We start from the raw sequence: 25051 nt of genomic DNA on the forward strand, positions 1-25051 counted from the left end.
CAACTGGTGCCGGCCGAGGCCGGCCGTTCGATCAGGCAGCCGGGCCGACGGCCTGTTCCCGCAGGGACGACACCACATGCCAGAGCGAGGCGGGGGTGGCGAAGGTCGCGGGAACCAGTTCGCTGTCGGGGATGGAGATGCCGTACGCCGACTCCACCCGCACCAGGACCTCCACCATGGCCATGGAGTCAAGGCCCGCCGCCTTGAGGCTGCTGTCGGAGCGCAGCGGCCCCTTGGCGGCGAGCCGCGGCAGCACGTCGTGCAGCAGCTCCTCGTACTCCTGGTCCCAGGCGGGGGCGGTGGCGGGGGCGTCGATCGTCGTGGACAGGGGAGTGTCGGCCATGGCTGTGGTGTCCTTCGTGGCAGGTCCGGCAAGGGGTTCGACCACATGGCGTCGCAGTGCCAGACGGGTCGCGGAGACGGTCTTGTCGCCGTCGAGCAGAATCTCGGCGGGTGCCGGATGGCCGAGGAACCCCAGCAGGCTCGCCGATAGGCCGTAGGCCCCCACATGCGGGAAGACCAGCCGATCGCCCGGGCGCACCCCGGGCAGTTCGGCGGCGCGCGCCAGCACATCGGCCGGTGTGCACAGCGGTCCGGCCAGTGTGACGGTCGCGGGGCCGGCCCTCTCAGCGCCCTGCGGGGCCGCGGTCAGCGGCTGGGCCGAGAGGGGCAGCAGCCGGCCCAGGCCCGAAAGCCCGCCCAGATGGTTGATCCCGGAATCGAGCACCGCGTAGTCGCTGCCCTTGCTGTGCTTGACATCGGTGACCGTGGTCACCAGTCGGCCGCTGTCACCGACGAGATAGCGCCCTGACTCAAAGGCGATGACGGGCTCGCCGTCGCGCCAGCCGGGCAGATGTTCGTCGAGCACCGCGGTCAGTGAGGTCCGCAGCCCCTGGTAGACGGGCCGTTCCCCGGGTGTCGCGTACGGGGCCGCGAACCCGCCGCCGAGGTCCAGCAGATGCAGCGGGATGCCGAGTTCATCGCGGAGCCTGGCCGCGGTGCGGACGCTGTTGGCGAGCTCGGCGTGGAGCCCGTCCTCATCCCGGGCGTTGGTGAGGGGGAAGAAGTGCATCCCCACGATCCGAGTGCCCTCGGCCAGCAGCCGGGAGCGCTCGCTGATCAGTCCATCCAGGTCGAACCCGAACTGGGACGGCCCGCCCGTCATCCTCAGCCCGCCCTGCCCGGGCGCGCCAGCGGCGTTGATCCGCAGTACGCAGTCGGCGATGACGCCCTGCGCGGCGGCAGCCGCACCGATCCGCTCCAGATCACCGAACGACTCGGTGGAGAACGTCCGCATCCCCACGGCGATCGCCTCGTCCAACTCCGAACGCACCTTGCCGGGACCGGAGTACATCAGCTCGGCCGCCGGATGCCCCGCCTCCAGCGCCGCGGCCAGCTCCCCACGCGATGTCACCTCGGCCCGCGCCCCGCCCCGGCGCAGTTCTGCGACGAGACCCGGGTGCGGATTGGCCTTGAGCGAGTAGTAGATACGGCTGGGCTGGGGCAGTGCCGCCCGTAGATCTTCCAGCGCCGAGCGGACGCGGCCCAGGTCATAGAGGTACAGCGGGCTGCCGTACCGCTCGATCAAGCCCTCGATGAGGTCCCGGTCAGTCGCCATGGGTGCCCTCCACGAGCTGTCGACGCAGCTCCTTGCGGTCGGTCTTGCCGTTGGGGGTGAGGGGGAGGGCCGTCAGCACATGGCAGATGTCCGGCACCTTCGCGGCTTCGAGCCGGTCACCGAGTCGTAGCAACACCTGCTCGTCGGTCAGCCGATCGTCCTCGCCGACGACGAAGAGCACCATGTCCCGGTCGTCCTCGGGGACCAGCAGCGCGGCCTCCCGTACTCCCTCGATGTCCAGGGTGGCCGCCTCGATCTCCACCGAACTCATCCGGGAGCCACGACGCTTGAACAGGTCGTCCCGGCGGCCCTGGAAGTAGACATGGCCGTCCTCGTCCAGCCAGCCGTAGTCACCGGTGTGCAGGGTGACACCGGTGTCAGGGGAGTGCCGAAAGCGCAGCGCGGTGGGCTCCGGGGCCTGCCAGTAGCCCGCCATGACGTGCGGGCCGCGAACGACCAGTTCACCGATCTGATGGGGCCCCAGCGGTCGCCCGTCGTCGTCCAGCGCGAGGACCTGGGTGCCGGGCAGCGCGGGCCCTACGGAACCGGGTCTGGCCAGGTCGCCGTCCGGCTCCAGGATCGTGATCCGCTTGCACTCGGTGGTGCCGTACATGGGGGCGACGGCCGCCCCGGGGAACGCCTCTCGGAGTGCGGCGATGAGGGGTGCGTTGAGTGCGGCGCCGGTGTTGGTGAACAGCCTGATCCGGGTGGACTGCTGATCGCGGGCGGTGAGCCGTACCAGGAGTTCACCGAGCGACGGCACCAGCGGGACCACCGTCGCGCCGTGGTCACGCGCGAAGCCCAGCAGCCGGGCGTGATCGGCCGGGCCGGACAGCAGCAGTTCCGCGCCGGCCAGTGCGGTGAGCAGGATCTGATAGAGACCGTAGTCGAAGGACAGGGGTACGGCGGTGAGTACGGTGTCATCCGGGCGGTAGTTGAGTCGGGCCGCCACGGCGCGGGCCGCGAACGCCACCGGACCGTGGGGGCAGGCCACCGCCTTGGGCGCGGAGGTGCTGCCCGAGGTGTAGATAAGGAGCGAGAGGCGGTCGGCGGGCACCTTGACCTGGGTACGGGACCCCGGGTCGGCGGGCCCGGACAGATCCACCTCGGACAACACGGCGACCGGCACCTGAGCCGGCCACGGAAGGCCGTCGGCGCCCGATCGCTCGGCTTCCTCCACCACGATCAGCGCGGGTGCGGAGTCGGTGAGCACCGCCTTGAGGTGGAACGCCTTCATCCCCGGGTTGATCGGGACCAGGACGGCTCCCCTTCGCCAGGTGCCGTACAGCAGTGCGGTGAACTCGCGGACGCTGCCGACCCGGGCGAGCACCCGGTCGCCCGGGCCCACGCCGTACCCCTGGAGTACGCGGCTGAAGGAGTCCGCGGCGGCGTCGAGTTCGTCATAGGTCCATACTCCGTAGCGGTCCCGCACGGCGGGGTAGTCGGGGCGGGCGGCGACGGCCGCGGTCAGGAACACCTCGGCGGCGTTCTCGACCAAGGGGGCCGTGTCGGTGCCCAGGGCGTTGTCAATCACCGCCGACGCGGGGTACGCGAGGGGCGCGAGCGTGGTCATGACTGCGGCTCCGGTTCGTGAGCGAGGGGGGCGGGGGCGGCCCAGAGGGGGGCGGCGGTGATCTCCAGCACGGCGCAGCTGGCGGTGCCAGGTCCGGCGGAGAGCATCAGCACCTTGTCCCCGGGCTTCAGTTCCCCCCGCTCGGCGAGATCGTTGAGCGCCGCGAACTGATCGCCCGCGCCCAGATGTCCCGTGCGCCGGCCGAACTCCCAGGTGGTCCGCTCCGCCGGCACCCCGAGGAGCTGTTCCGCCTGCCACTGCATCTTGCTGCGGCCCCCGGTCGGGATGACGGCCCAGGCGATATCGCCGCGCTCGGTGTCCGCGTCGGTCAGGGCGTCGTCGACCGCTCCGATCACCATGGCGATCAGTCGCTCGGAAGCCTCGCGCATATTGCCCTGAGCACGAAGGTAGTGGGCGAAACGGGCCGCGTGGTCATAGGGCTCGTCCGTGGGCAGCGGGGTCAGACCCGCGCCACGGGCCACCGCCTCCATCCGGTTGTCAGCGCGGGTGGCGGTCGACAGCACCCGGGCGAAGCCGGCACGGTTGGAGAGCACGAGCGCGGTGCCGCCGTCGGCATAGACCAGACCGGCTTCGGCGCTCCAGCGGTGGATGAGCGGCTCGGCGAAGCGGTCCGCGGTGGTGAGCACAGCCGCCGCCGCCTCGGGCTCGGTGCTCAGATGGCGGGCGGCGAGCTCCAGCGAACTCACCGCCGCGTTGCACTCCTGCTTGACCTCGAAGGCCGGTACACCCCAATGGACCGCGTGGTCGGCGATGTAGGAGGCCACCGGCCACATCGTCTGACCCTGGAACCAGACGTAGTTGTGCAGCAGCAGTCGTACGGTCTCCGGGTCGAGCCCCGATCGCTTCAGCGCCGTGGTCGCGGCCTGGACGGCCATATCGGGTGGTGCGACATCGTCGTCGGCCACCCGGACGGAGAGCAGGCCGTCGGCCTCGAACTGCTCCGGGTCGTACTCGCCCGCTTCCACGGCGGCGTGGGCGGGAAACGGTTCGGGGAGCCAGGCACCCGTTCCCGCCACAAAAACGCTATCCCAGCGCATGGTTCTCCCATCGTCAGTGAGCTCTCCCGCGGGCGGCGCCACCGCCGCATCCGCGGTGGGCGGTCACAGCCCGGGGTCCGCCCTCGCGGGGATCGTCCGCTTTCGCGCTTTGGGCCTGCTAAAGGCGTGGTAGGGGGGCGAGCGCTGTGGTGGGGCGCGGAGTCGGCTGCGCCATGGCCCGGCGGTTGGCCGGGGACGCAGCGATGCCCGGACCGTCGACCGAGGTCGACTGGTCCGGGCACCATCGCGTCCATGGCGAGGAGCGGGCGGCGTACGAGGAGAGGCCTGGGCCTCGGCGCACCCCCGGGGTGCTAGCCGCTGGTCGTCGCCGTCGGCTGGGGGAGCGGTGTGGACGGCTCGGGGCGTGCCGGTGGAACCAGTGAACGAGCGATCAGCAGCACACCGAGGACCAGCACCAGGGGCACGCACATCGCCGCGCGGTAGGACACCGCGGCCCCCATGGCCCCGATCAGCGGCGGACCAACCAGGAACCCCACGTAGTTGAAGAGATTGATCCGCGCGATAGCGGTGTCCGACGACCCCGGCAGCAGCTGCGCGCCGACCGTGAACACCTGAGGGATGATCACCGAAAGCCCGCCGCCGAGGATCGCGAAGCCAAACACCCCGACCCAAGGCCCCGGTGCCGCCGCGATCACCGAGAATCCCACCGCCGAGAGCAACGCACCCGCCCGGATGACCGTTGCCGCGCCCCACCGCCGTACCCACTGATCACCGAAGCCACGGCCGACCAGGGTGGCGACCATGTAGAGGTTGTACGGGACCGTGGCGAGCGCCTCGGAGCTGCCCAGTGTGTCCTGGAGGAACTTGGCGCTCCAATTGGTCGCGGTGGAGTCGGCCACCACTGCCACTGCCATGATGAGGCAGAGCGGCAGCAGCGGTTTCCAGGGAACTCCCGCCCGACGACCCGGTGTTGCGGCTCCCGCGGCGGCGGGGACATCGGTCTTGGTGGGAACCCCCGCGAGGCGCGGGCCGGCAGCCACCCCCACCGGCAGCAGCACCGCGACGGCCACCGTGTAGAGGACGGAGAGCGAGAAGTCCCAGTGCGCACCGGCCCAGGCGAGGGACGCGCCGATGATGCCACCGAGGCTGGCGGCCCCATGGAAGCGCAGCATGATGCTGCGCCCGTAGCCGCTCTGGATCCCCACTCCGGTCATGTTCATCGTCGCTTCGAGCGCACCGACCATCAGCCCGAACACGGCCAGGCTCAGCGCGAGATGCCAGACGGACCTGCCGGTGCCCACCCCCACCAGCGTGAGGCAGATGACGGGCTGGAGTATCCGCACCACCGTGGGGGCCGGCACTCGGCGCACCAGCCGGGAGGCGCTCAGGCTGCCCACTCCGGCGAGTATCGGTACCGCGGCGAGGAAAGCGGGAAGCGCGGCGTCACTGAGGCCGTACCGGTCCTGGATCGCGGGAATCCGGGTGACCAGCAGGGCGAAGACCGCGCCGTGGACGAGAAAGATCAGCAACAGGGCTGAGCGGGCTTGCCGCAGCCGCAGCGGGATCTCCATGGCACCCCCTTCGGGCGTCGCCGCCTCGGGCGAGCGCGGCATTGGCGCGAAGGTATGGAGCGGCGCTGAAGCCCCGCTTGAGCCGCTGTCCGCGGCGCGGTGGGCGCAAGCAACTCTTCAGCGTGACACCGGATTCTTCAGGCGCCCAGCGTGTCCCGGATCGACGGAGGACCGACAGATGCACCCGACCGTCAAGGACGGCCCCACCACCGATGACCCCCGCCGCTGGTGGATGCTCGGTGTGCTCTCGCTCGCGCTGTTCGCGATCGTGCTCAACAACGGCCTGCTCAATGTGGCGATCCCGGAGATGATGCGGAGCCTTGACGCGGACATCAGCGAGATCCAGTTCATCGTGGACAGCTACGCGCTGGCCCTCGCCGGCGCCCTGTTGACCGCCGGGACGCTCTCCGACCGGTATGGACACAAGCTGGCCACCCTGACCGGAACCACGGTCTTCGGGGCCGGCTCGCTGGTCGGGATGCTCGCGGACGGCCCCGGACAACTGATCGCGGCCCGAGCTCTGATGGGGCTCGGCGCCGCTTTCATCATGCCGGGCACCCTCGCCGTACTGGTCCATGTGTTTCCACCGGGGGAGCGAGCTCGGGCCATTGGCATCTGGAGCGGCGCCTCCGCGCTCGGAGTCGCGGCCGGACCGGTCGTCGGAGGGTTTCTCGTCGGCCACTTCTGGTGGGGATCGATCTTCCTGGTGAACATCGTGCCGGTCGCCGTTGTGCTGGTGGCGGGAGCGCTCCTCCTGCCGGAGTCGTCCAACTCCACCCCAAGGCGCCCCGATCCGATCGGCGCGCTCCTGGGCACGGCCGCCATGGTGGGGCTGGTGTTCGGCACCATCCAGGTCTCCAAGCACGGCTGGAGCTCGATCGGCCCGATCACCGGCTTCCTGGTGGCGTTGGTCGCCGGCGTTGTCTTTGTCCTGTGGGAGCGCAGGCACCCGAGCCCGATGGTGGACTTCGACCTGCTGCGCAGGGCGCCCTTCATCGGGGCGAGCGTGAGCATCCTGTTGTTGATGTTCGGACTGGCCGGCACTCTCTTCGTCCTGACCCAACGGCTTCAGTTCGCCCTGGGGTACGGAGCGCTCCGGGCGGGCCTGGCGGTGATGCCCGTCGCGTTCGCCGTGCTGCTGGGCACGGTGGTGTGTCCGGCGCTGGTGCGCAGGGTGGGGCCGGGTGGCAGTGTTGCCATCGGTCTGGGTGCCGGAAGCGTTGGCATCCTCATCGTGGGAACGGTCGGCAGTGGCTATCCACCGGTGCTGATCGGACTACTGCTCGCGGGCGTCGGCTTCGGACTGGCCATGGGACCGACGACGGATGTGGTGATGTCGTTGGTCCCGCCGGAGCGCTCAGGGGCCACGGGCTCGCTGGACATGACCATGCAGGAGCTGGGAAACGCCCTGGGAGTCGCGGTGGTGGGCAGTGTGCTCGCCCACAGCTATACGAGCGAGGTGACGTCGTCGGCTCTCCCCGAAACCGCCGGCCAGACCCTGGACAGTGCCCTGAGGCTCGCCGAGCGGACCGGCGGCGCGGCGGGGCAGGACATCGCGGCGACCGCACGAGCGGCCTTCGACCAGGCCGCCGGAGTCGGACTGGTCGTAGCAGCAGTGGGAGTGGCGCTGGGTGCGCTGGTAGCTGCCCTGCTGATGCCTCGCCGCGGCGGTCCGCCCGATGAGAAGTCGGCTGTGCAGGTCACGGAGGACACAGTGGCCACGCGGACGGCGCTCTCCCCTGTTCCCGCGGTGGAGCCGAAGGGCGCGGCGCGGGGGCGGACGGTACATCAGGGCTCCAGCCGGTAGGCCACCGAAGCCCCTTGGTGGCGGCCGGACGCATTCGGGCGGGTTGATCGCTGCTGCTGTCGGTCAGGGCGCCGGGTTCCCCGCTGACCTGCTCATCCGACCGCTGGGCCGTCCCTCCTCCAGGAGGGACGGCCCAGGCGTCGGGTGTGCCTCAGTCGATCGGCGCCCCCACCAGGTCCCGCTCTGTCAGGCCTGACACGTTCTCGTACCGCCGCAGCAGGTGCGAGAGCCGGTCCAGAAAGAGTGTCTCCTCCTCCCGGATGAAGAAGTGGCCCCCCGGCAGTACCTCCGTCTCGCTCTCCCGGGTGGTGTAGGCGGCCCACTCGCGTATCTCGGGGGCGGTGACCAGGCGGTCCTCGACACCGCCGAAGACATGGAGGGGAACCGGCAGGGGAGAACGATCCACACTCCCCGCGCCGGTGCACACCATCAGATCCCCGCGCACCACGGGAAGCAGTGCGGTGAGCCACTCCGGTCGATCCAGCAGGGCTTGCGGCAGCCCGCCGAGCGCCGACAGGCCCCGCACCAGTTCACCGTCGTCCATGACCTGGCCCCCCGCGATGGGCGGCGGGGGCAGATGGGGTGCTCGGTGGCTGCTCAGCACCAGGGCGAGGGGCAGCCGCGCGCCAAGGGCACGTCGGTGCTGGGTGAGGGCGAAGGCGATCAGAGCGCCCATGCTGTGCCCGAACAGAACATGGGGGCGGTCGAGTTCCGGCCCGATCTCGGCGTCCAGATCGGCCACCAGCGCCGGTAGGTCGGTGAAGCGCGGCTCCGCCATGCGGCCCTCACGGCCGGGCAGCTGCACCGGCTGCACATCCACGGTGGCGCCGAGCCGGCGTTGCCACCCCGCGAAGGCGGAGGCGCCTCCGCCCGCGTAGGGAAAGCAGAACATGCGCAGGCGGCCCCCGTGAGCCATCCCACCGCGCCTCAGATATCGCGTCATAGTGCCCGGTTCTCCTCTCAGTGCCCTGAAGTCCACCGGCGTCCGGGCCGCGGAGCGGCCAGCTGGGCGGAAGGGCCCGGTGGGGTGCTCGGCCGGCTCCTACGGCGACGGCCCGGAGCGGAACGGGAACGAAGGAAGCAGTAGCTGCCCTTCCGTTCTGTCCGCGGAGCACCACCGCTGGAGAATCGGCCAAACACCTTCCAGGGTCGGCAGCATCGCTTAAGGGCCGCCAAACGGCCGGAAGCGGCGCCATCCCTGAGCGGGCCGCGCCCTCGAAGCGAGCGGAGCCCGCACCGGGTGGCCCGCCCGGAGCGGGGAAGAGCCTGCTCGGCGAGGTGGAGAACGAGAGCCGGGCCGCAGCCCCGGTGACGTCACGGGGTTGCGGCCCGGGGCACAGGGCCGACCGGCGCCGGCTTGCGGGACGGCCGTCGGGGATGGGATCGAGCAGGGCGCGGGCCGGGGGAGGGCCCCCGCATCCCTGGCCCGGTCCTCGGTTCAGGCGGAGGCGGGTATCAGCCGGCCGAAGCCGCGCACCCTGCCGTCGTACCCACCCTGGTCCGGTAGTTCCAAACCGGGGTCGGCTGCCAGGATCGCCTGGTGAAGCCGTTGCAGCCGCGGTGACGGCTCCAACGCCAACTCGCTGATGAGCGATCGACGTAGCCGTTGGTAGGCGCTGAGGGCGTGGGAGGGCCGGCCGCAGCGGTACAGCGCCAGCATCAGCTGGGCGTGCACGGTCTCGTGTAAAGGGTGTTGAGCCGCCAGCGCGGTCAACTCACCCAGGAGCGCCGCATGGCGACCCAGCCGCAGATCTGCCTCGATCCGTCCATCGAGCGCGCTGAGCCGGGTCTCCTCCAGCCGTAGTGTCTCCACCTCCAGTGCCCGACCGATCTGCACATCGGCGAGCGCGGGCCCGCGCCAGAGCGACAGGGCCCGGTGCAGCAACTGCGAGGCCTCCAGGTCCGCTCCCTCGCGCAACGCGGTCTGTCCGGCCACACACAGCCGCTGGAACTCGGTGGCGTCCACGGCCGCCGCCGCGTCCAGCGCGTATCCGCCGTAGCGGGTGCACAGCACATCCTTGGGACCGCGGACACCGGTGGGGTCGAGTGCGGCCCCCAGCATCCTGCGCAACTGCCGGATGTACGTCTGCAAGGTGGCCGGCGCGGTTCGCGGCGGCGCGTCTCCCCACAATTCGTCCAACAGGGTGGACACCGTCACCACCTGGCCGGGATGCAGCGCCAGTAGTGCGAGCACCTGGCGGGGCTTGGCCGCGCTAGGTACCACCGATGTGTGGGCGAGCTGAGCAACGAGCGGCCCCAGGACCCGGATCTCCATCTGGTACTCCCTTCCAACCACAACCGCCCGGTTTCTCCTCCGGGGCTACCAACGATGGCAGTCAGGGCGGTTCGGTCCCAGTGATCGGTTCACCGGGCGCATATGAATCCGCGACGGTCCCAGCCATGAAGAACTCATATGTGAGGCATGAACGGAACACTGTCTTTCGGCCACTTGAGCCACGGAAGATTTGTCCCAGCCGCTCAGACACGGCGCTCCGACGGACATATTCAGGATGAAAGCGGAGGACCACGTGAACGGAATCACCCTTTTCGCTCCCGATGGCACGGCTGGCACGGAGACCGCATCCCCCGGGGGTGCGTTCGCACAAGAGAGATCGATCGCCCAGGACCGGCTCGTCGAAGTGATGGCACACATCTGGCTGGAGCCCAACCTCGCGGATCGCTACCGCACCGACGCTCGTTCCGTCCTCGGTGAGTTCGGGGTCTCACTGGACATCGACGAGCAGGCTCCGATGCTGGCCGCCGCGAACGCGCTCGGCGAGCTGACGATCGAGGAGCTCACCCGGCCGGCCGTGGCTCAGGCCCAGCTCTGCTTCTGCTTGGAGACCGAGTCCTTGACCGGGTCGACGAGCGACTCCGAGCCCTCGGACCACAGCTTCTCCACCGCCTTCTCTGCGGCCTTCTCCGCCGCGAACGGGACGACCCTGCGGTGACTGCCGTCCATGGAGAGCGCCCCGCGCGCTCCCCGGAATCCACGCGAGGGCGGCGCGTGGGTTTCCGCAGCCATCTGAGGGCGGAAGTCGTCGCGGGGGACGCGGCCTATCTGCTCTCCGACCGCGGCGTCACCGCACTTCAGGGCGGGCAGATAGAGGCCCTCGTACCGCTGTTGGACGGCACCAGGGATCTGCCGTCCGTCCTGCGCGAAGCAGCCAGGACCATCCCCGCCGAACAGGCGGGAAGGCTGATCGGGCGACTGGCCCAGGCCGGGCTCGTGGGGTACTCGGGAGCCGCCCCGGACGTCTCGGGCGATCCGGCGCGCGGACACGCCCGCGCCTACTGGGAACTGGCCGGCCTCGACGGAACCGATGCCCTGGGCCGGCTCGCCACCGCCCGCGTCGAAGTGCTGATCGCGGGTGGCGCCAACGCGGAGACGACCGTGGAGGCCTGCGAGGCCGCCGGTCTGACGGTGGCGAGCGGTGGTGGCCGAGACGGCGGCCTCACCACTCCTGCCCCACGACTGTCCATTGTGGTCTGCGATGACTACCTCAACCCGGAACTGCGCGAGATCGACGCTCAGCACCAGGTCACCGGACGCCCCTGGCTGCTCACCCGGCCGGGTGGGTCGACCGCCTGGCTCGGCCCGGTGTTCCAGCCCGGGGTCGGCGCCTGCTGGTCCTGTCTGGCCCACCGGCTCGGCGGTCACCGGCTCTCCGAAGCCCCCGTGCGACGGGCACTGGGGCTCAACGGGCCCGTGCCCCGCCCTGCCGCCCGGGTGACCTCCTCCAGTGCCGCGGCGGCCCAGCTCACCGCGTTGGAAGCGGCCAAATGGCTCGCCGGCTACCGCTACTTCGGCCAGTCCTCGGTACTGACCCTGGAGACCCTGTCCCTGACGAGCCGGCACCATGACCTGCGCCGCCGACCGCAGTGTCCCGACTGCGGGAACCCGGCGCTGGTCGCGGAACAGGTCGGTCGCCCGGTCACGCTCGTCTCCCGGCCGAAGACGGCCCAGATCGGCGGTGGGCATCGCGCCCGCTCCGTGGGGGAAGTGCACGACCAGTACCGCCATCTGGTGAGCCCGGTGACCGGCGTGGTCGACAACATCCGCCGCGATCCCCGGGCACCGGCGGCCATGCACTGCTATCTCGCGGGTCGCAACCCCGCCACGGGCGGCGCGGATCTCGCCCAACTGCGGGCGGGACTACGCCAGGTCAGCGGCGGCAAGGGGAGCACGGCCCAGGAAGCCGAGGTCAGCGCGCTCTGTGAGGCGCTGGAGCGGTACAGCGGCACATTGCAGGGCGATGAACCACGCATCCGGGACAGTCTGCGTGACCTGGGGGACACCGCCCTGTCCCCGGATGCCTGCCAGCTCTACGCGCCGCGGCAGTTCCGTGAACGCGACCGCTGGAACGCCCTGCACTCGGCCTACCAGTACGTGCCCGAGCCGTTCGACGACCGGGCAGCGGTGGACTGGACCCCGCTGTGGTCGCTCACCGAGCAGCGGCAGCGGCTGCTACCGACCGGAATGCTCTACTTCGGCGGTTCCGCGGACTGCACCGCACCGCCGCCGGCCGGCCGGCACGCCCTACGCGCCGACTCCAACGGCAATGCCGCCGGCAGCAGTCTGGAGGACGCGATACTCCACGGCTTCCTGGAACTCGTGGAACGGGACGCGGTGGCGCTGTGGTGGTACAACCGCACCAGTCAACCGGCCGTTCGCCTCGACGGGGGTGGGTTCGGCGACGCGTGGACCGAGGAGCTGCTCGGGGTCTATCGAGAGCTCCACCGAGAGGTATGGGTCCTTGACCTCACCGCCGACCTCGGCGTCCCGGTGTTCGCGGCGCTCTCCCGACGCACCGACAAGCCCGCCGAGGACATCATGTTCGGCTTCGGCGCCCACTTCGATCCCGCCCTCGCGCTGCGGCGCGCCCTCACCGAGATGAACCAACTGCTCCCCGCCGTCGTCCAGGCCCGCCCCGATGGCACCGGCTACGGCGTCACCGCACCGGAGCCGCTCGGCTGGTGGTGGGGCGCGACGGTCCGCAACCAGCCCTACCTCCTACCCGACCCCACCACGCCCGCGCACGGGCCGTCCGATTTCGACCATCGGCACCGGTCCGATCTACGGGATGACGTCGAGGCCGTCGTCACCCTGCTGCGCGAGCACCGACTGGATCTCTTGGTCCTCGACCAGACCAGGCCCGACATCGGCATCCCCGTGGTGAAGGTCGTCGTACCTGGCCTACGCCACTTCTGGGCCAGGTACGCCCCCGGGCGACTGTATGACGTACCGGTGCGACTCGGCCGGCTCGACGTACCCACCCCGTACGGCGATCTCAACCCCGTTCCCCTGTTCGTCTGATGTCTGTCTAAGACCCCGGGCCGTCCCGACGGCTCTCCCCCGCGTCCCGCTCAGGAGTCCCCATGCCAACCGAGAGGTCATTCGACGCCCACCCGACCGTACGCCGCGGGCGGCGCACCCTCTCGCTGTGGGCGCTCCGCGAGGACGTGCTGGTGGACACCGGCTGCCCCAGTGGCGCCGTCGTGCTGTCGGGACGCTGGGGTGAGGTCCGCATGCGCCACGCGAGCCCCGCGGTGCGCGAGGCGCTACGACGGATGAGACTGGGACCCATCTCGCTGGCGAACGTGGTGGCCCCGGCGGCCCTGCCCCCCTCGGGCCACGAGGGGGGCTTGGGCGGTTCGCAGGTCGAAGGCTCACTGGCGGAGATCCTTTTGGTGCTCCAGCGCCTTCAGCACCTGGTGGTGCGCTCACTGGGGTTGGACAGCCCGGACCATCTACTGATGTCCGTGGTGCCGATCTCGCAGTCGGCCCGGTACGGACCCACGAAGGTGGACGAGAAGCACCCGATCCGCCTCTCCCAATTCGCCTTCCTCCGCAGCGAGGGAAGGGGCTTCGTACTGGAGTCCCCGACCTCGCTCCACCGGGTGGTGCTCCACTGTCCCGAAGCCTCCTGGGTGATCGGGATGCTGGGGCGCCCCATCACCGGCGCCGAGGTCGTCGCGGCCGTGCCGCTGCCCGCCGAGGCCACCCAAGAGATCATCTCCCATCTGCTGGGGACCGGAATGGTGGTCCCCGCTGAACCGTCGCCCCCGCCCGACGACATGGGCGGGGTCGAGACATCCCCCGGCGCCGTGCACGGGCTCGGTCCGCTTCAGCAGACCGCCCCCGGCTTCGCCGAGGACAAGGACCCGGCGCTGGCCTCGTGGTCCGCCGTCGATCTGCTGTTCCACACCCGCTCCACGCTCGGCAGGCATGACGCGGACTTCGGCGCCACCTATCCGCTCGCCGACCGGATGGGCCCGGCCCCCGCCGTCAAACCGCTGCCGGACGGCCCGCGGATCGCTCTCGCCAGGCCGTCCCCGAACGAGATGCCCGCCAGCGATCCACCGCTGAGCACCGTACTCGAAGGCCGCCGCAGCATCCGATCCTTCGGTTCGGAGCGACTGACCGCCGATGTGCTGGGGGAGTTCCTCTTCCGGGCCCTGCGGGTGCGCTCCCTCCACGACGGGACGCGCAACAGCGAGGAGGGAGCCTTCACCGACCGGCCCTACCCCAGCGGCGGCCGGGCCTATGAGCTGGAGTTCTATCTCGCCGTCCGTGACTGTGCCGGTATTCCACCCGGAATTCACTACTACGCACCTTTGGAGCACTGTCTCGTTCAGGTCGGCGACACCGACCACAAGTCGGCCATGGCGGAACTCTTCGCCGAAGCGCGGGTGGCGGCCGGGCTGACCGACCTTCCGGCCGTGGTCATCACCATCACCTCCCGCATCCATCGACTGGCGTGGAAGTACAGCGGCCTGCCGTATGCGCTAACGCTCAAGCACGTGGGTGCGGTGACGCAGAATCTGTATCTGGTGGGTACCGCGATGGGACTGGCTTCCTGTGCTCTGGGAAGTGGCGATATCGACCTCGCAGCCCGCGCCACGGGCCTTGATTGGCGAATTGAGCCGAGTGTCGGGGGGTTTGTCCTCGGCACGCTCCCTGAGGAACTGGCGCAATCCGCCGCAGTGCGGCACGATTTTCACAGGTCTAATCCACAAGTTGGCACCGGAGTTCAGGCTCTACCCATGGACTGATCTCCTGTGATGCCTCTTCACGGGGGAATGCATGAAGGATGCCATGACGCGCTCGGACAGGGCCAACACCTCCGGTAGACGGGACACCGACCCTGGTGTCGGCGGCCTTCCCGCTCTCTCATCGGCGGTGTACAAGCTGGGACGTGGTGCCCCACCACCACAACTCGCCCTCAGCATCCTGGTGTTGGTGGAGTGCGGTTTCGTTCTTGTGGGGTTTGTCAACATCCTGGGCGAGGAGCCGGCGACCTTCACCCTCACGGCCTCCGCCATCGGCTTCACCGTGATCTTCGTGCTGCAACTGCTGCACTCCTCCTACCACCTCAGGCACCTACGCGCGCGCTGGGGCCGCTGGACCCTCGCCGTCCAGGCGCTACTGACCTACTTACCGCTGCTCGCACTCGGCTTCGGGTGGGGCGGCATGGCGGGCTTCTTCGGCGCGTCCGTACTCCTGGTGCTCCGTCCCGCGGTCGCCTGGCCGCTGTTCGCACTGGTCGGCCTGGTGGCCTGCGCGACCGGACCGCTCCTCGGCATGGACCTGCTCGCCACGGTGTACATCGCGGTCTCCACCGTACTGACCGGGCTGATCGTCTACGGACTCAGCCGGCTGGCCGAGTTGGTGGTCGAGGTCCAGGAGGCGCAACAGGAGATCGCTCGACTGGCGGTCACCCAGGAGCGGCTGAGGTTCGCCCGCGATCTGCACGATCTGCTCGGCTACAGCCTGTCGGCCATCACCCTCAAGAGCGAGCTGGCCCGTCGGCTGGTCCACGGTGAGGCCGATCGCGCCCTGGCGGAACTGGAGAGCATCCTGGAGATCTCCCGCCAGGCCCTCTCCGACGTACGCACGGTCGCGCGCGGCTATCGGGACATGTCCTTGGCCACCGAGGCGGTTTCGGCCCAGGCGGTGCTGGAGGCGGGCGGCATCCGGGCGACCGTCGATATCCAGGGCAGGCTGTCCGAGGGCGAGGTCGACACCATCATGGCCACGGTCCTGCGGGAGGCCGTCACCAATCTGCTGCGCCACAGCAAGGCGGAGAACTGCCGCATCGCGTGCTGGACCGAGCCATCCGGCGACGCTGTGCTGACGATCGTCAACGACGGAGTGGAACGGGCCCTGTCGGACTCCACAGTGGTGCCTCCCCCTCGGGACGGCAGCGGTCTGCAGAACCTCCAGTTCCGACTCACCGCGATCGGCGGTCGACTCACCTCGGGCCTCGATGAGGACGGCTGGTTCCTGCTACGCGCCGAGGCTCCCTCCCGGCTGACCGCGGGCGCGGGCGACTGAGGGGATCAGCTGCCGGGATCACCGCCCCGGTGCCGGCACCGGCACCGGGGCGCGCTGGGGGAGCGGTGAGCGGGGTGAGGCCAACCGGGCGGTGGGGCACAGGGTCGAGCGGCACTCCCGTCAGGAAGCCGCTCCGGGGGGAACGCCGAGGCCACCCCGCCCGCCGGCCAGCCGGGTTGGGCGATCGGATGGCCCCTGGGGGAATCAGATCAGCCAGCCGCTCTCGCGCGCCACCCTGATGGCGTCCACCCGATTGCGAGCGTTGAGCTTGGTGACGATCGTCGTCAGATAGTTGCGAACGGTCCCCACCGAGAGGAAGAGCCGGATCGCGATCTCGGCCGCCTCCGCTCCATCCGCGGCCAGCCGCAACACCTCCACCTCGCGCGGAGTCAGGGGATTCTCGCCGTTGTCGAAGGCGGCCAGGGCCAGTTGGGGGTCAATCACCCGCTTCCCGGCCGCCACCTCCCGTACGGCATAGGCCAGCCGGGCCGGCGGCGCTTCTTTGAGAAGAAAACCGCCGACCCGTGCAGCGAGTGCCTTGCGGAGCGTCCCGGGCCTGCCCAGGCTCGTCAGGATCAGCGTCCGACACCAGGGCGCTTGCTCGGCCAGGAGCGCGGCGGCGCTGAGGCCATCCAGGCCGGGTAGATCGACATCAATGATGGCGATATCCGGCCGGAATTCCAGAACGGTACTGACGATGGTGTCACCGCGTTCGACTTCGGCGACCACGTCTAAGTCGTCTTCCAGCGCCAGCAGTGCCACCAGCGCCCCGCGAACCATGTGCATGTCCTCGGCGAGCAGGATGCGTATCAAAGCGGTCCCCCGTCGGGCTCGGTCATTCGGCCGACACCTTTTGGGCGGAAATGCTACTTGATACAGGCAATGCGTGGGATTTCTGCAAACGTCTTTCTTTTTTCACTCAGCTCCATTGTGCCACCTCAAGCCGCAGGGCAGTGGTGGTCTTCCCTTCCTGAAGCGCTTCTACCGAGACCGGAACTGTGCAAGTGCGTAGCCCGTCGTGCCAGCGGAAGTCCTCCACGGTCGCCCTGAGTCGAGTGATCTGGTCCAGCTCCGCGTAGTCCGAGAAGTTGGTGGTGATGGAGGCTATGGTCAGGGTGTAGGGGTCCAGCCCGTGCAGACGCGCGACGGAGGCGATGGCCACCTGGCGCGCCGCTTCCATCTGGAGGTGGCCGGGCACATGGTCCAACGGGTGGTCGAAGACGTGCGGGTGGGTCGTGTCGACCACCAACTGCGCGGTGAAGAGCCCTTGTTCCGACTCGGCGACCGGGTCGGTGATGAAGACGTTCCGCGCATCGCGCCGACCCACGGTGGCCGGCTCGGCCGCGGTGAAACGCGGCAGGAGGAAGCCCGGGTGATCAGGTACCTGCCGCTTGCCGCGGAGCACCCGATAGGCGGACGTCGACAGGATCAGCAGCCCGCCCTCACCCTCCAGGGCCAGTTCCCCATCGACCTGGATTCCTCCGGTGAAGGTGAACCCCTGGACCCGGCCGGCCCGATTGCGCTTGGGCTGGGCGTCCATCGTGACCACGAGATCCGCGGGACGCAGTCCGATCCGCAGGGGCTCGAACCCGGTGGTACGGAGATTGAGATCGCGGAAGATGAACGCCGATGCCAGGGCCACATGGAGATGCCGGTGCGCGACCAGTACCCCGGCCTGCCGGACCACCTCGACCAGCAGGGTGAAGTCGTACAGCGGTGAGGTCTCACCGATGAGATGGCCGCGAGGGAGCTGGGCTGCGACGGTGAAGCTGTCCTCGCCGGTCTGGATGGAGTCGGTGACGAAGACCTCGGCGATCGAGGACCGATGGACGAGCGCGCGCGGAACGGTCGCGTCATAGCTCAGTACGGGAGCTCTCGTCGGTTCACCGCCGTCAACGTGGGCGGCCGCCTTGTCCGCGGTGGGAGTCGGGGGCGTCGCCAGCGGCGTTGCGGTCGGGTTGGACAGGGGCGAGGAGGTGGTGATGGACATAGCGGGTCTTCCCTTCACAACAATGGTCAGGGGGAGCGATTGCTTCCCCCGGGGTCCGTGGGCATGGCGAGCCCATCCGGGTGTGCTGCATGCGTGTGCTGAGGCCGCGGCCGTTGGACTGCCCATCGGACGGGCAGCTGGAGTGGGTGCGTACGCGCCCTCGCGCACGGTGGGGCCGCCGAAGCGGTCGATGGTCTGAAGCACCGGGCGGGCGCGGTCCGCAGTGGCATGGCCCCGAAGGCGTACGGGGTGGCCGGCGGGGTTATGACCGGGCGGCGCGTGCGGGTTCGGCGCGGGACAGGGGTGTTGTGGTGAGCTGGGATGGCCGGGAAGGCATCCGGGTGAGCAGTGCGGCAAGACCAGCGGGGCCGCCGCGGGCGCCGATCACACCGTCGGGGCGGATGTACACCAACCACGGTGCCCGGGCGCCGGCGAACGCCCCGCTGTGGTCGCGGGCGACATCACACCCCGCGTCCTTCGCGGCCTGGTCGACCGCGGCACCGCCCGGGCGCACCCAGAGCACCCTGGCCGTGTCGGCCGCGCCTCGGGCTCGGAGGGCCGCGGCCGCCTGTACGGCGCATTCCCCCGCGGTGTCGCCGTAGACGAGCAAGGTGTGGCGCCCAGCGGCCAGCTGGGCATGGAGTGACACCACCGCCGTGCCGTGCACCGGGGTGAGGGGGAGCTCGGGGGCCCGCCGACCGAGCCGCATGGCGCGCGGTACATTCCCCGCACCCGCCAGATCGGCCACCGCGACACTCCTGGAGTGGTCCAGATCGAGCTGGGCGAGAAGGGGGACCACCTTGGTCTCCAGCACTCCGGTGCCGGACAGCGCGCGCATCGCGAAGTTCCGTAGCGCGCGTGCCAGCGGAGTGCGCAGCAGCCACATCCTGGTCTGCTGGTCCCCACTGCGGACCGCCCGTACCGATGCCGGTCGGCGTTCTGCTTCAAAGCTCTCCAGCAGTGAGGGATCACACCCCCGGATGACCGAAGCCAACTTCCAACCGATGTCATAGCCGTCCTGGACACCGGTGTTGAGTCCCTGGCCCCCGGCCGTGGTGTGGGCGTGCACCGCGTCTCCGGCGAGCAGTACCGGCCCGTCGCGGAAGCGCGGTGCGACCTTGGCGTGCACCCGGAAGCGGCTGGACCACCAGATGCCTTCCAGCCGCAGTCCACCGGGGCCGCGCTCATCGAGGAGGAGTTGGAGTTGTTCGATGGTGGGCGGCTCGCTCTGCCCATCGGGTTCGGTGTCGAAGAAGACCCGATGGCCGCCCGGCTGTGGAACGATCACCAGCACACCAGCGGGTGTGATGTGGTGCTGTACCTCGGCGTCCGTCGGCGCACCCTCCAGTCGGCCGTCCCCGATCAGGAACGTTCGGTCGAAGGTGTGCCCCTCGAAGGGGATGCCCACACTCTCGCGTACCCGGCTGCGCGCTCCGTCGGCGGCGATCAGCCAGGGGACCGTCACGGTCTCCTCAGCCCCGTGTGACCGCAGTGTCACCGTCACCGACTGGTCGGTAGGACCACGGTTCACCTGGACCTCGGTTGCCTCGGTCTCCCATTCGACCGAGCCGCCGAGTTCCTGCAGCCGGTGGTGCAGAGCCTGCTCGGTCACCGGCTGAGGGACGCACAACGGTCCTGGGAAGCCGGTGTTCTCCAGACCGCCGAACCGCGCCTTGGCGATGCGCCGGCCGCCGGACCAGTAGGAGGCCCCGGTCAAGGGCATCGCCACTCGGGCGAGTTCGTGGGCGACACCGATGCGGTGGAGGCATTCCAGCGCACCGCTCCAGAGCACCAGGCCCTTGGGCGCGCTACCGGGCCCGGACCGGCGATCCACGATCCGGCAGGGCACACCGAGGCTCCTCAGGGCACAGGCGGCGGTGAGGCCGGTGGGCCCGGCGCCGATGACCAGGACCGGCGCGCTCATCGCTGGCTCCCCTGGGGCGCGCCCACCGGCACGGCACCAGCCAGCATCCCGGCCAGCGCGGTGCCGGAATACGAACGCCCGGCCGGTGCCCCCTCACTGCCGCCCGTTTCGGCTGAGTGCCCGAGCGCGGTGGCGATCTCCTCGATGGCGGTGTCGGTGTCGGTGAACCGCACGGCACGGATACCGAGTACCTCCGCCGCCGCGCAGTTCTCCTCGGTGTCATCGACGAACAGGCAGCGACCGGCGTCCGCACCGAGACGGTCGAGCAGCGTGCGGTAGATGGTCGGGTCCGGCTTGCGCACACCCTCCCGATGCGAGTCCACGACCACCTCGAAGAGCTCGTCCACCGGCAGCTGCGCACGCCACAGCGGCTCCCACTCGCGAACGTTGTTGGTCAGCAGCGCCAACCGGTATCCACGGCGGCGCAGCGAGTGCAGGAACGCCAGGAAGGGCTCGTTGGGACGTCGACCGCGGAACCACAACTCACCGAAGGAATGACCCTCCTCAAGGACACCCCCCGCGCCCTTGGGCAGCTCGGCCAGGATGCGCTCGGTCATCTGGCGCTCGCTTATCCCCCCGGTCTCCAGCGCGGCCATAGGGGTGTGACCGTATCGTTTCGTTGCTGCCACAAAGGCCTGAGCGAGGTCTTGCGCCCCCAGCCCGGCCAGCTCGGCGAAGGCCACGAAGGTCTCCACCAACGGGTTGGTGAGAACCCCTCCGTAGTCGACGACGACCGTGTCGATGGCCATGACCCCTCCTCCTCGTACCGGTCCCGGGCGTACGCACGTTCCGCGCGTCCCCGCCTGTTGCAGGACTGTCAACGGACTTCCCCCTTGATCCGGCTTGGCACGGCGGATGAGACGGATGCCGTCTCGATCCTGCGTCCGCCCTAGCGCGGTGCCACGGACGCTACGCACGACCGCTTGCGCAGGGCCAAAGCATCGGTGTTGACCAGCGGGCAAGCAGCCGGGCCGGGTCGGATACGACAAGGGTGCGGGAGGACCGACCGGTCCTCCCGCACCCTGTGGTGACTGCGGTGTGTCAGCGCGTTGTGTTCGCGGCCTCGGCGTGTTGGTGCTCTACCGGAGCTGGTGGGAGCGCGGTGGCGGGGTCGGCGGACGGGGAATGCGGGGGAGTGGGGACCGCTGCCCGGTCGGGGACCGCCCGCAGGGTGCCGCTCGGTGGCCGCTGGTCGAGGACCGGCTGACCCGAACCTCCTTCGCTGATCCCGAACCGGGCGTGCAACCGGCGCAGCGGACCCGGCGCCCACCAGGTCGCCCTGCCGGTGAGCGAGAGCACCGCGGGGACCAGCAGGGTACGGATCACCATCGCGTCCATCAGGATGGCGAGGGCCACACCGAGGCCCAGCATCTTGGTGTTGGTGATCCGGGAGGTACCGATGGCCACCATCACCACCGCGAGGACCACCGCGGCGGCGGTGATCACCCCGCCGGTGCCCCGGATGCCCGCGACCACCGCGGCCTTGTGGTCGGGGGTGCGCAGCCGTTCCTCATTGATCCGGGACAGCAGGAAGACCCCGTAGTCCATGGACAGACCGAAGGCCAGGCAGAACATCAGCACCGGCAGCGCGGTCTCAATGCTGCCGGTGGGGGTGAAGCCGAGCAGTCCGGAGAGGTTCCCGTCCTGGAAGACCCACACCACCGCGCCCAGCATCGCCGTCAGACTCAGTGCGTTGAGCAGGACTGCCTGCACGGGCACCAGGACGCTTCCGGTGAGCAGAAACACCAGGACCAGGGTGGCGAGCACGATGATGCCGATGGCCCAGGGCAGTCCCCGACCGATCGCGGACTGGCTGTCGATCAAGGCGGCCGTGGTCCCGGAGACATGCGCGGGGAACGGCGTCCCCACCTCCCGCACCTCGCGGACGAGTTCCTTGCCCTCCTCCGACACGGCCTCCACCGCGGGAACCACCGTGAGGTAGGAGGTCTGGCCCGAGGTACGGGAGAGCTGGGCCGGACCGGAGAGCTCTCCCTCGGCGTATCGACCCGCCGGGCCATCCACCCGCACCACTGCGGGCAGCGCCGACAACGCCTTCGCGTAGGCGCCGAGTTCCGCTGCGCCGGCCCGCTCGGTGACCACCTCGATGGCCCCGGTGGGGCTACCGCGGAAGCCGTCCTTGATGTGTTCCTGGACCACCCTGGACTCGGCCGACGTGGGCAGCTGGCGGTAGTCGGCCGTACCGAAGTCGACGTTCAGGAAGGGGGCGCCAAGGAGCAGCAGCGCGGCGAGCGTACCGGTGGCCACCAGCGGAGCACGGCGCATCACCCAGCGCGCCAGCCGAGCCCAACCGGCGCCCGGCTCGGCCGTCGTGGTCCTGGGCTGGTGCGCTGCTCGGGAGCGTCGCCGCACCAGCTTTCGCACATCCCAGGCGTCGATGCGCGGGCCGAGCACAACGAGCAGGGCGGGCAGCACCACCAGGGCGGCGACGGCGGCCAGGACCACCACACTGATCCCCGCGTAGGCGAGGGAGCGCAGGAAGTAGAGCGGGAACACCATCATCGCGGCCAACGAGACGGCGACCGTGGCCGCCGAGAACAACACCGTACGCCCGGCGGTGTTCAAGGTGGTGGTGAGCGCGTCCGGGAGGTTCTTTCCTGCGTCGAGCTCCTCCCGGTAGCGGCGCACGATCAACAGGGCGTAGTCGATGGCCAGACCGAGACCGAGTGCGGTGGTGAGATTGGTGGCGAACACGGACACATCGGTGAAGGAGGTGATGACCCGCAGTACCGCGTTGGTACCGAGGATCGCGATCACCCCGATCCCCAACGGAAGGAGGGCCGCGACCGCACTGCCGAACACCACCATGAGGATCAGCAGGGTGATCGGCAGGGCGATCAGCTCGGCACGGATCAGGTCCTCACTGATCAGCTTCTGCTGTTCGTGCTGGACGGCGACACTGCCACCGATCCGCACGGTGAGATCGCCCTGCCGACCGTCGAGGCGGGAGACGACCCGCTCCTTCAACGTCCGCTCCGCCGCCAGCTCGTCCCCGTCGATACGGGCGACCACCAGGGCCTCGCGGCCGTCCTGCGAGCGTAAGGCCGCTGACTTGGTGCTCCAGTAGGACGACACACCGGTGACGCCGGGCACCTTCGCCAGCCGGGCGGCAAGGTCCTTGCCCTGTCGCGCGATGACCGGTGCGTCAACTCCGCTGGGGCCACTCCCACCGTCGGCCTTGGCCAGTAGCACCAGATTGGGGCGGGCGCCGGGGAACTCCCGTTCCAGCACCCCGGCGGCGTAGGACGATTCGGAAGCGGGGTCGACGACCCCACCGCTGCCCCCACTGCGCAGCCGATCGGCCACCCCGCTGCCGAGGACCACCGCCCCGGCCAGCAGCACCAGGGTGACGAGCAGCAGCAGCCGGGGCCGACGGCAGCTCAGCTTGGCCAGGGCGGTGAACAGACCGTTCGGCGTGGGTTCGGTGCGCGGCGGTGCGCCGGTGCGCGTGGGATGTGGCATGCCAGGACTCCAGGGTGGGTCAAGGCCGGTGGCAAAGGTGCCGGGAGGAGTCCTCGCGGAGCAGGCCCGCCACCGGTGGGGCGGATGGGGTTGGTGCGTACGGCGTTGGAGCGGCCGTCAGCGTCGGCGCAGCTGGAACTGGCCGGGAGTGGAGGAGGGAACGCCGGAGAGGATCTCTCGAAGGCCACCGCTGATGACATAGTCGCCATAGGGGGTCACGGCCACCGTGGTGGGATCGGCGAGCGGCCATGTCTGGTCCCGCAGTGTGCGTGCCGTACGCCAGCCGTCGGTGGACCGCAGGACCACCACGGCGTCCCTGCCGGTCATCCCACCGGGTAGCGAGAGATCGTTGACAACAGCGATCAGCGAACCGTCCCGACGCAGGGCGAGGCCGTCGATGGAGGCGAGCGGACGGTCGAGCCGCACTTCACGCACGACCGGGCGGGCAGCGCGCGGGCGGTCGATGCGGAAGAGCCGGCCGCCGTCGTACTTGCCCATCAGCAGAAACCCGGCGGGGTGCGCGACGATACCGTTGGGCCCGGTGCCCGCTGCGGTGAACCGTTCATCACGGATGACCTGAAGCACCTCACCGGCGCGACTCACCCGGGTGACGGTGTCGGCCTCGGTGTCCGTGACATAGATATCGCCATGTCGGTCCGAGGTGAGGTCATTGGTGCGCGGCTCGCTCTCCCCGGCTGAGACGGGGACCAGTTGGCGCACGGCTCCGGTGGTCAGATCGAAGACGCCCACACCATTGACCGGGGGCAGCGAGGTGTCCACCATGCCCATCCGCCGGAAGAAGTAGTCGCTGTACGCGGCCTCCACACTGCCGTGAGCGGTGTCCACATGGATGCCGATCACGGAGACCCTGGCGAACGGTGCGACCAGCGGGGTGAGGGAACCGTCGGCGCCCACCACCGAGATGGTGCCCTGCGCGGTGGAACCCACCAGAAAGGCCTTGCGTCTGGGGTCCCAGGCAACGCCCTCCGGATAGAGGCCCGGGGCCGTGACGGTGAGGGTACGAGGCAGGGGGGAACGGTCGACCGCGGGGGAGGAGCCACCGCTCGGGGAGGAGGCGGCGAACGCCGGAAGCGGGGCCGCGGCGAGGGCCCCACCCGCGGCGCCCGCGGCCGCGATGCGCAGCAGAGTACGGCGGGATGCCTGAACTGACGGGTCCAATGTGGGCTCCTTCGAGCGGTCCGGAGTACGGAAGTGGTGGGCGGGGCGCGGAACGGAATGGAGCGGGTCCGCGGCAGACGGACGGTGAGCACCGCCGGTGGGACCGTCGAGATCCGGCTCCGCCGACGTGGAAAGCGTCGCCAGGCGTTCTGGAGAACCGCTGTACGGGCACTGGACCCCGATGCCGGACGGTTGCCGTCCTGCTGCCTGGCCTGCTGCTCGCGCCTGCCGCCTTACGGGAGAACCGGCGGCGGGTACCCGTCCTGGGGCCAGTCGAGAGCATCGGGGAGCTGTGGGACGGCCCGGGGACGTTCGGGCGGCACTTTGGCTTGACTCAAGGCCGGTTGTCTAGCGTTCTACGCGTCAATGTGCCGAAGCCGTGCAGACGACCGGGGCGCAATCAGCATGGAGAAGGGGACGAATTCGCGTGACGGTAGACACGGTAGACGTCGAAGAGGCCGAGCCGGTGTCGGCCCCCATCCCGGTGAAGGAGGTTCGTCGGCTGGATCGGGTGGTGATCCGGTTCGCTGGTGACTCGGGTGATGGGATGCA

The 25051-nt window shown here is 69.9% G+C and carries 17 protein-coding genes; 5 read left to right on the top strand and 12 right to left on the bottom strand.

Annotation, left to right across the window (positions count from 1 at the left end; translation table 11 throughout):
• Positions 1-31: 31 nt before the first annotated feature.
• The 4 genes from NBG84_RS26425 to NBG84_RS26440 all read right to left on the bottom strand — a co-directional run bounded on the left by NBG84_RS26425 (position 32) and on the right by NBG84_RS26440 (position 5781).
• Positions 32-1618 carry a phosphopantetheine-binding protein gene (locus NBG84_RS26425; RefSeq protein ID WP_250922105.1) on the bottom strand — a complete coding sequence of 529 codons (1587 nt, stop codon included), beginning with the start codon at positions 1616-1618 and terminating at the stop codon, positions 32-34.
• Entirely contained in the window at positions 1608-3191 is a 1584-nt protein-coding gene (locus NBG84_RS26430; protein ID WP_250922106.1) for a class I adenylate-forming enzyme family protein, read from the bottom strand. The genes NBG84_RS26425 and NBG84_RS26430 overlap by 11 nt, the downstream gene beginning before the upstream one ends.
• Positions 3188-4249: a ketoacyl-ACP synthase III family protein gene (locus NBG84_RS26435; protein WP_250922107.1), complete on the bottom strand. Its 1062-nt coding sequence runs from the start codon at positions 4247-4249 to the stop codon at positions 3188-3190. The genes NBG84_RS26430 and NBG84_RS26435 overlap by 4 nt, the downstream gene beginning before the upstream one ends.
• Before the next feature lie 311 nt (positions 4250-4560).
• Complete coding sequence (locus NBG84_RS26440; protein ID WP_250922129.1) at positions 4561-5781, bottom strand: MFS transporter; 1221 nt, start codon at positions 5779-5781, stop codon at positions 4561-4563.
• 178 nt (positions 5782-5959) lie between these two features.
• Here NBG84_RS26440 and NBG84_RS26445 point away from each other — a divergent pair, with 178 nt between their 5' ends.
• Positions 5960-7588: an MFS transporter gene (locus NBG84_RS26445; protein ID WP_250922108.1), complete on the top strand. Its 1629-nt coding sequence runs from the start codon at positions 5960-5962 to the stop codon at positions 7586-7588.
• A gap of 151 nt (positions 7589-7739) precedes the next feature.
• Here NBG84_RS26445 and NBG84_RS26450 read toward each other — a convergent pair whose 3' ends face one another.
• The gene (locus tag NBG84_RS26450; protein WP_250922109.1) at positions 7740-8531 is read right to left on the bottom strand and encodes a thioesterase II family protein; all 792 of its coding nucleotides are present in this window, start codon (positions 8529-8531) and stop codon (positions 7740-7742) included.
• Positions 8532-9026: 495 nt separating this feature from the next.
• Positions 9027-9863, bottom strand: coding sequence for an AfsR/SARP family transcriptional regulator (locus NBG84_RS26455; protein ID WP_250922110.1), 837 nt, complete (start codon positions 9861-9863; stop codon positions 9027-9029).
• Positions 9864-10116: 253 nt separating this feature from the next.
• On the opposite strand from NBG84_RS26455, the gene NBG84_RS26460 reads away from it, so the two are divergent.
• The 4 genes from NBG84_RS26460 (at position 10117) to NBG84_RS26475 (ending at position 15926) form a co-directional block, all read left to right on the top strand.
• Positions 10117-10539, top strand: a complete 423-nt coding sequence (locus NBG84_RS26460) for a putative TOMM peptide (protein WP_250922111.1) — start codon at positions 10117-10119, stop codon at positions 10537-10539.
• On the top strand, positions 10536-12905 hold the full coding sequence (locus NBG84_RS26465) for a TOMM precursor leader peptide-binding protein (RefSeq protein ID WP_250922112.1): 2370 nt from the start codon (positions 10536-10538) through the stop codon (positions 12903-12905). The genes NBG84_RS26460 and NBG84_RS26465 overlap by 4 nt, the downstream gene beginning before the upstream one ends.
• Before the next feature lie 62 nt (positions 12906-12967).
• A complete protein-coding gene (locus tag NBG84_RS26470; RefSeq protein WP_250922113.1) occupies positions 12968-14644 on the top strand; it encodes a SagB/ThcOx family dehydrogenase in 1677 nt (558 codons plus the stop codon).
• Between the two features lie 43 nt (positions 14645-14687).
• Positions 14688-15926: a sensor histidine kinase gene (locus tag NBG84_RS26475; RefSeq protein ID WP_250922114.1), complete on the top strand. Its 1239-nt coding sequence runs from the start codon at positions 14688-14690 to the stop codon at positions 15924-15926.
• A gap of 204 nt (positions 15927-16130) precedes the next feature.
• Here NBG84_RS26475 and NBG84_RS26480 read toward each other — a convergent pair whose 3' ends face one another.
• The 6 genes from NBG84_RS26480 to NBG84_RS26505 form a co-directional block, all read right to left on the bottom strand.
• Complete coding sequence (locus tag NBG84_RS26480; protein ID WP_250922115.1) at positions 16131-16739, bottom strand: response regulator transcription factor; 609 nt, start codon at positions 16737-16739, stop codon at positions 16131-16133.
• Between the two features lie 106 nt (positions 16740-16845).
• Entirely contained in the window at positions 16846-17916 is a 1071-nt protein-coding gene (locus tag NBG84_RS26485; protein WP_250922116.1) for a ScbA/BarX family gamma-butyrolactone biosynthesis protein, read from the bottom strand.
• Positions 17917-18178: 262 nt separating this feature from the next.
• On the bottom strand, positions 18179-19840 hold the full coding sequence (locus tag NBG84_RS26490; RefSeq protein ID WP_250922117.1) for an FAD-dependent monooxygenase: 1662 nt from the start codon (positions 19838-19840) through the stop codon (positions 18179-18181).
• Positions 19837-20589: an HAD family hydrolase gene (locus tag NBG84_RS26495; protein WP_250922118.1), complete on the bottom strand. Its 753-nt coding sequence runs from the start codon at positions 20587-20589 to the stop codon at positions 19837-19839. Before NBG84_RS26495 ends, NBG84_RS26490 begins: the two co-directional genes overlap by 4 nt.
• A gap of 292 nt (positions 20590-20881) precedes the next feature.
• The gene (locus NBG84_RS26500) at positions 20882-23320 is read right to left on the bottom strand and encodes an MMPL family transporter (RefSeq protein ID WP_250922119.1); all 2439 of its coding nucleotides are present in this window, start codon (positions 23318-23320) and stop codon (positions 20882-20884) included.
• A 117-nt stretch (positions 23321-23437) separates the two neighbouring features.
• Positions 23438-24499 carry a gluconolaconase gene (locus NBG84_RS26505; RefSeq protein WP_250922120.1) on the bottom strand — a complete coding sequence of 354 codons (1062 nt, stop codon included), beginning with the start codon at positions 24497-24499 and terminating at the stop codon, positions 23438-23440.
• Positions 24500-25051: the final 552 nt, after the last annotated feature.

The sequence above is a fragment of the Streptomyces albipurpureus genome, assembly GCF_023701525.1.
Lineage (GTDB): Bacteria > Actinomycetota > Actinomycetes > Streptomycetales > Streptomycetaceae > Streptomyces > Streptomyces albipurpureus.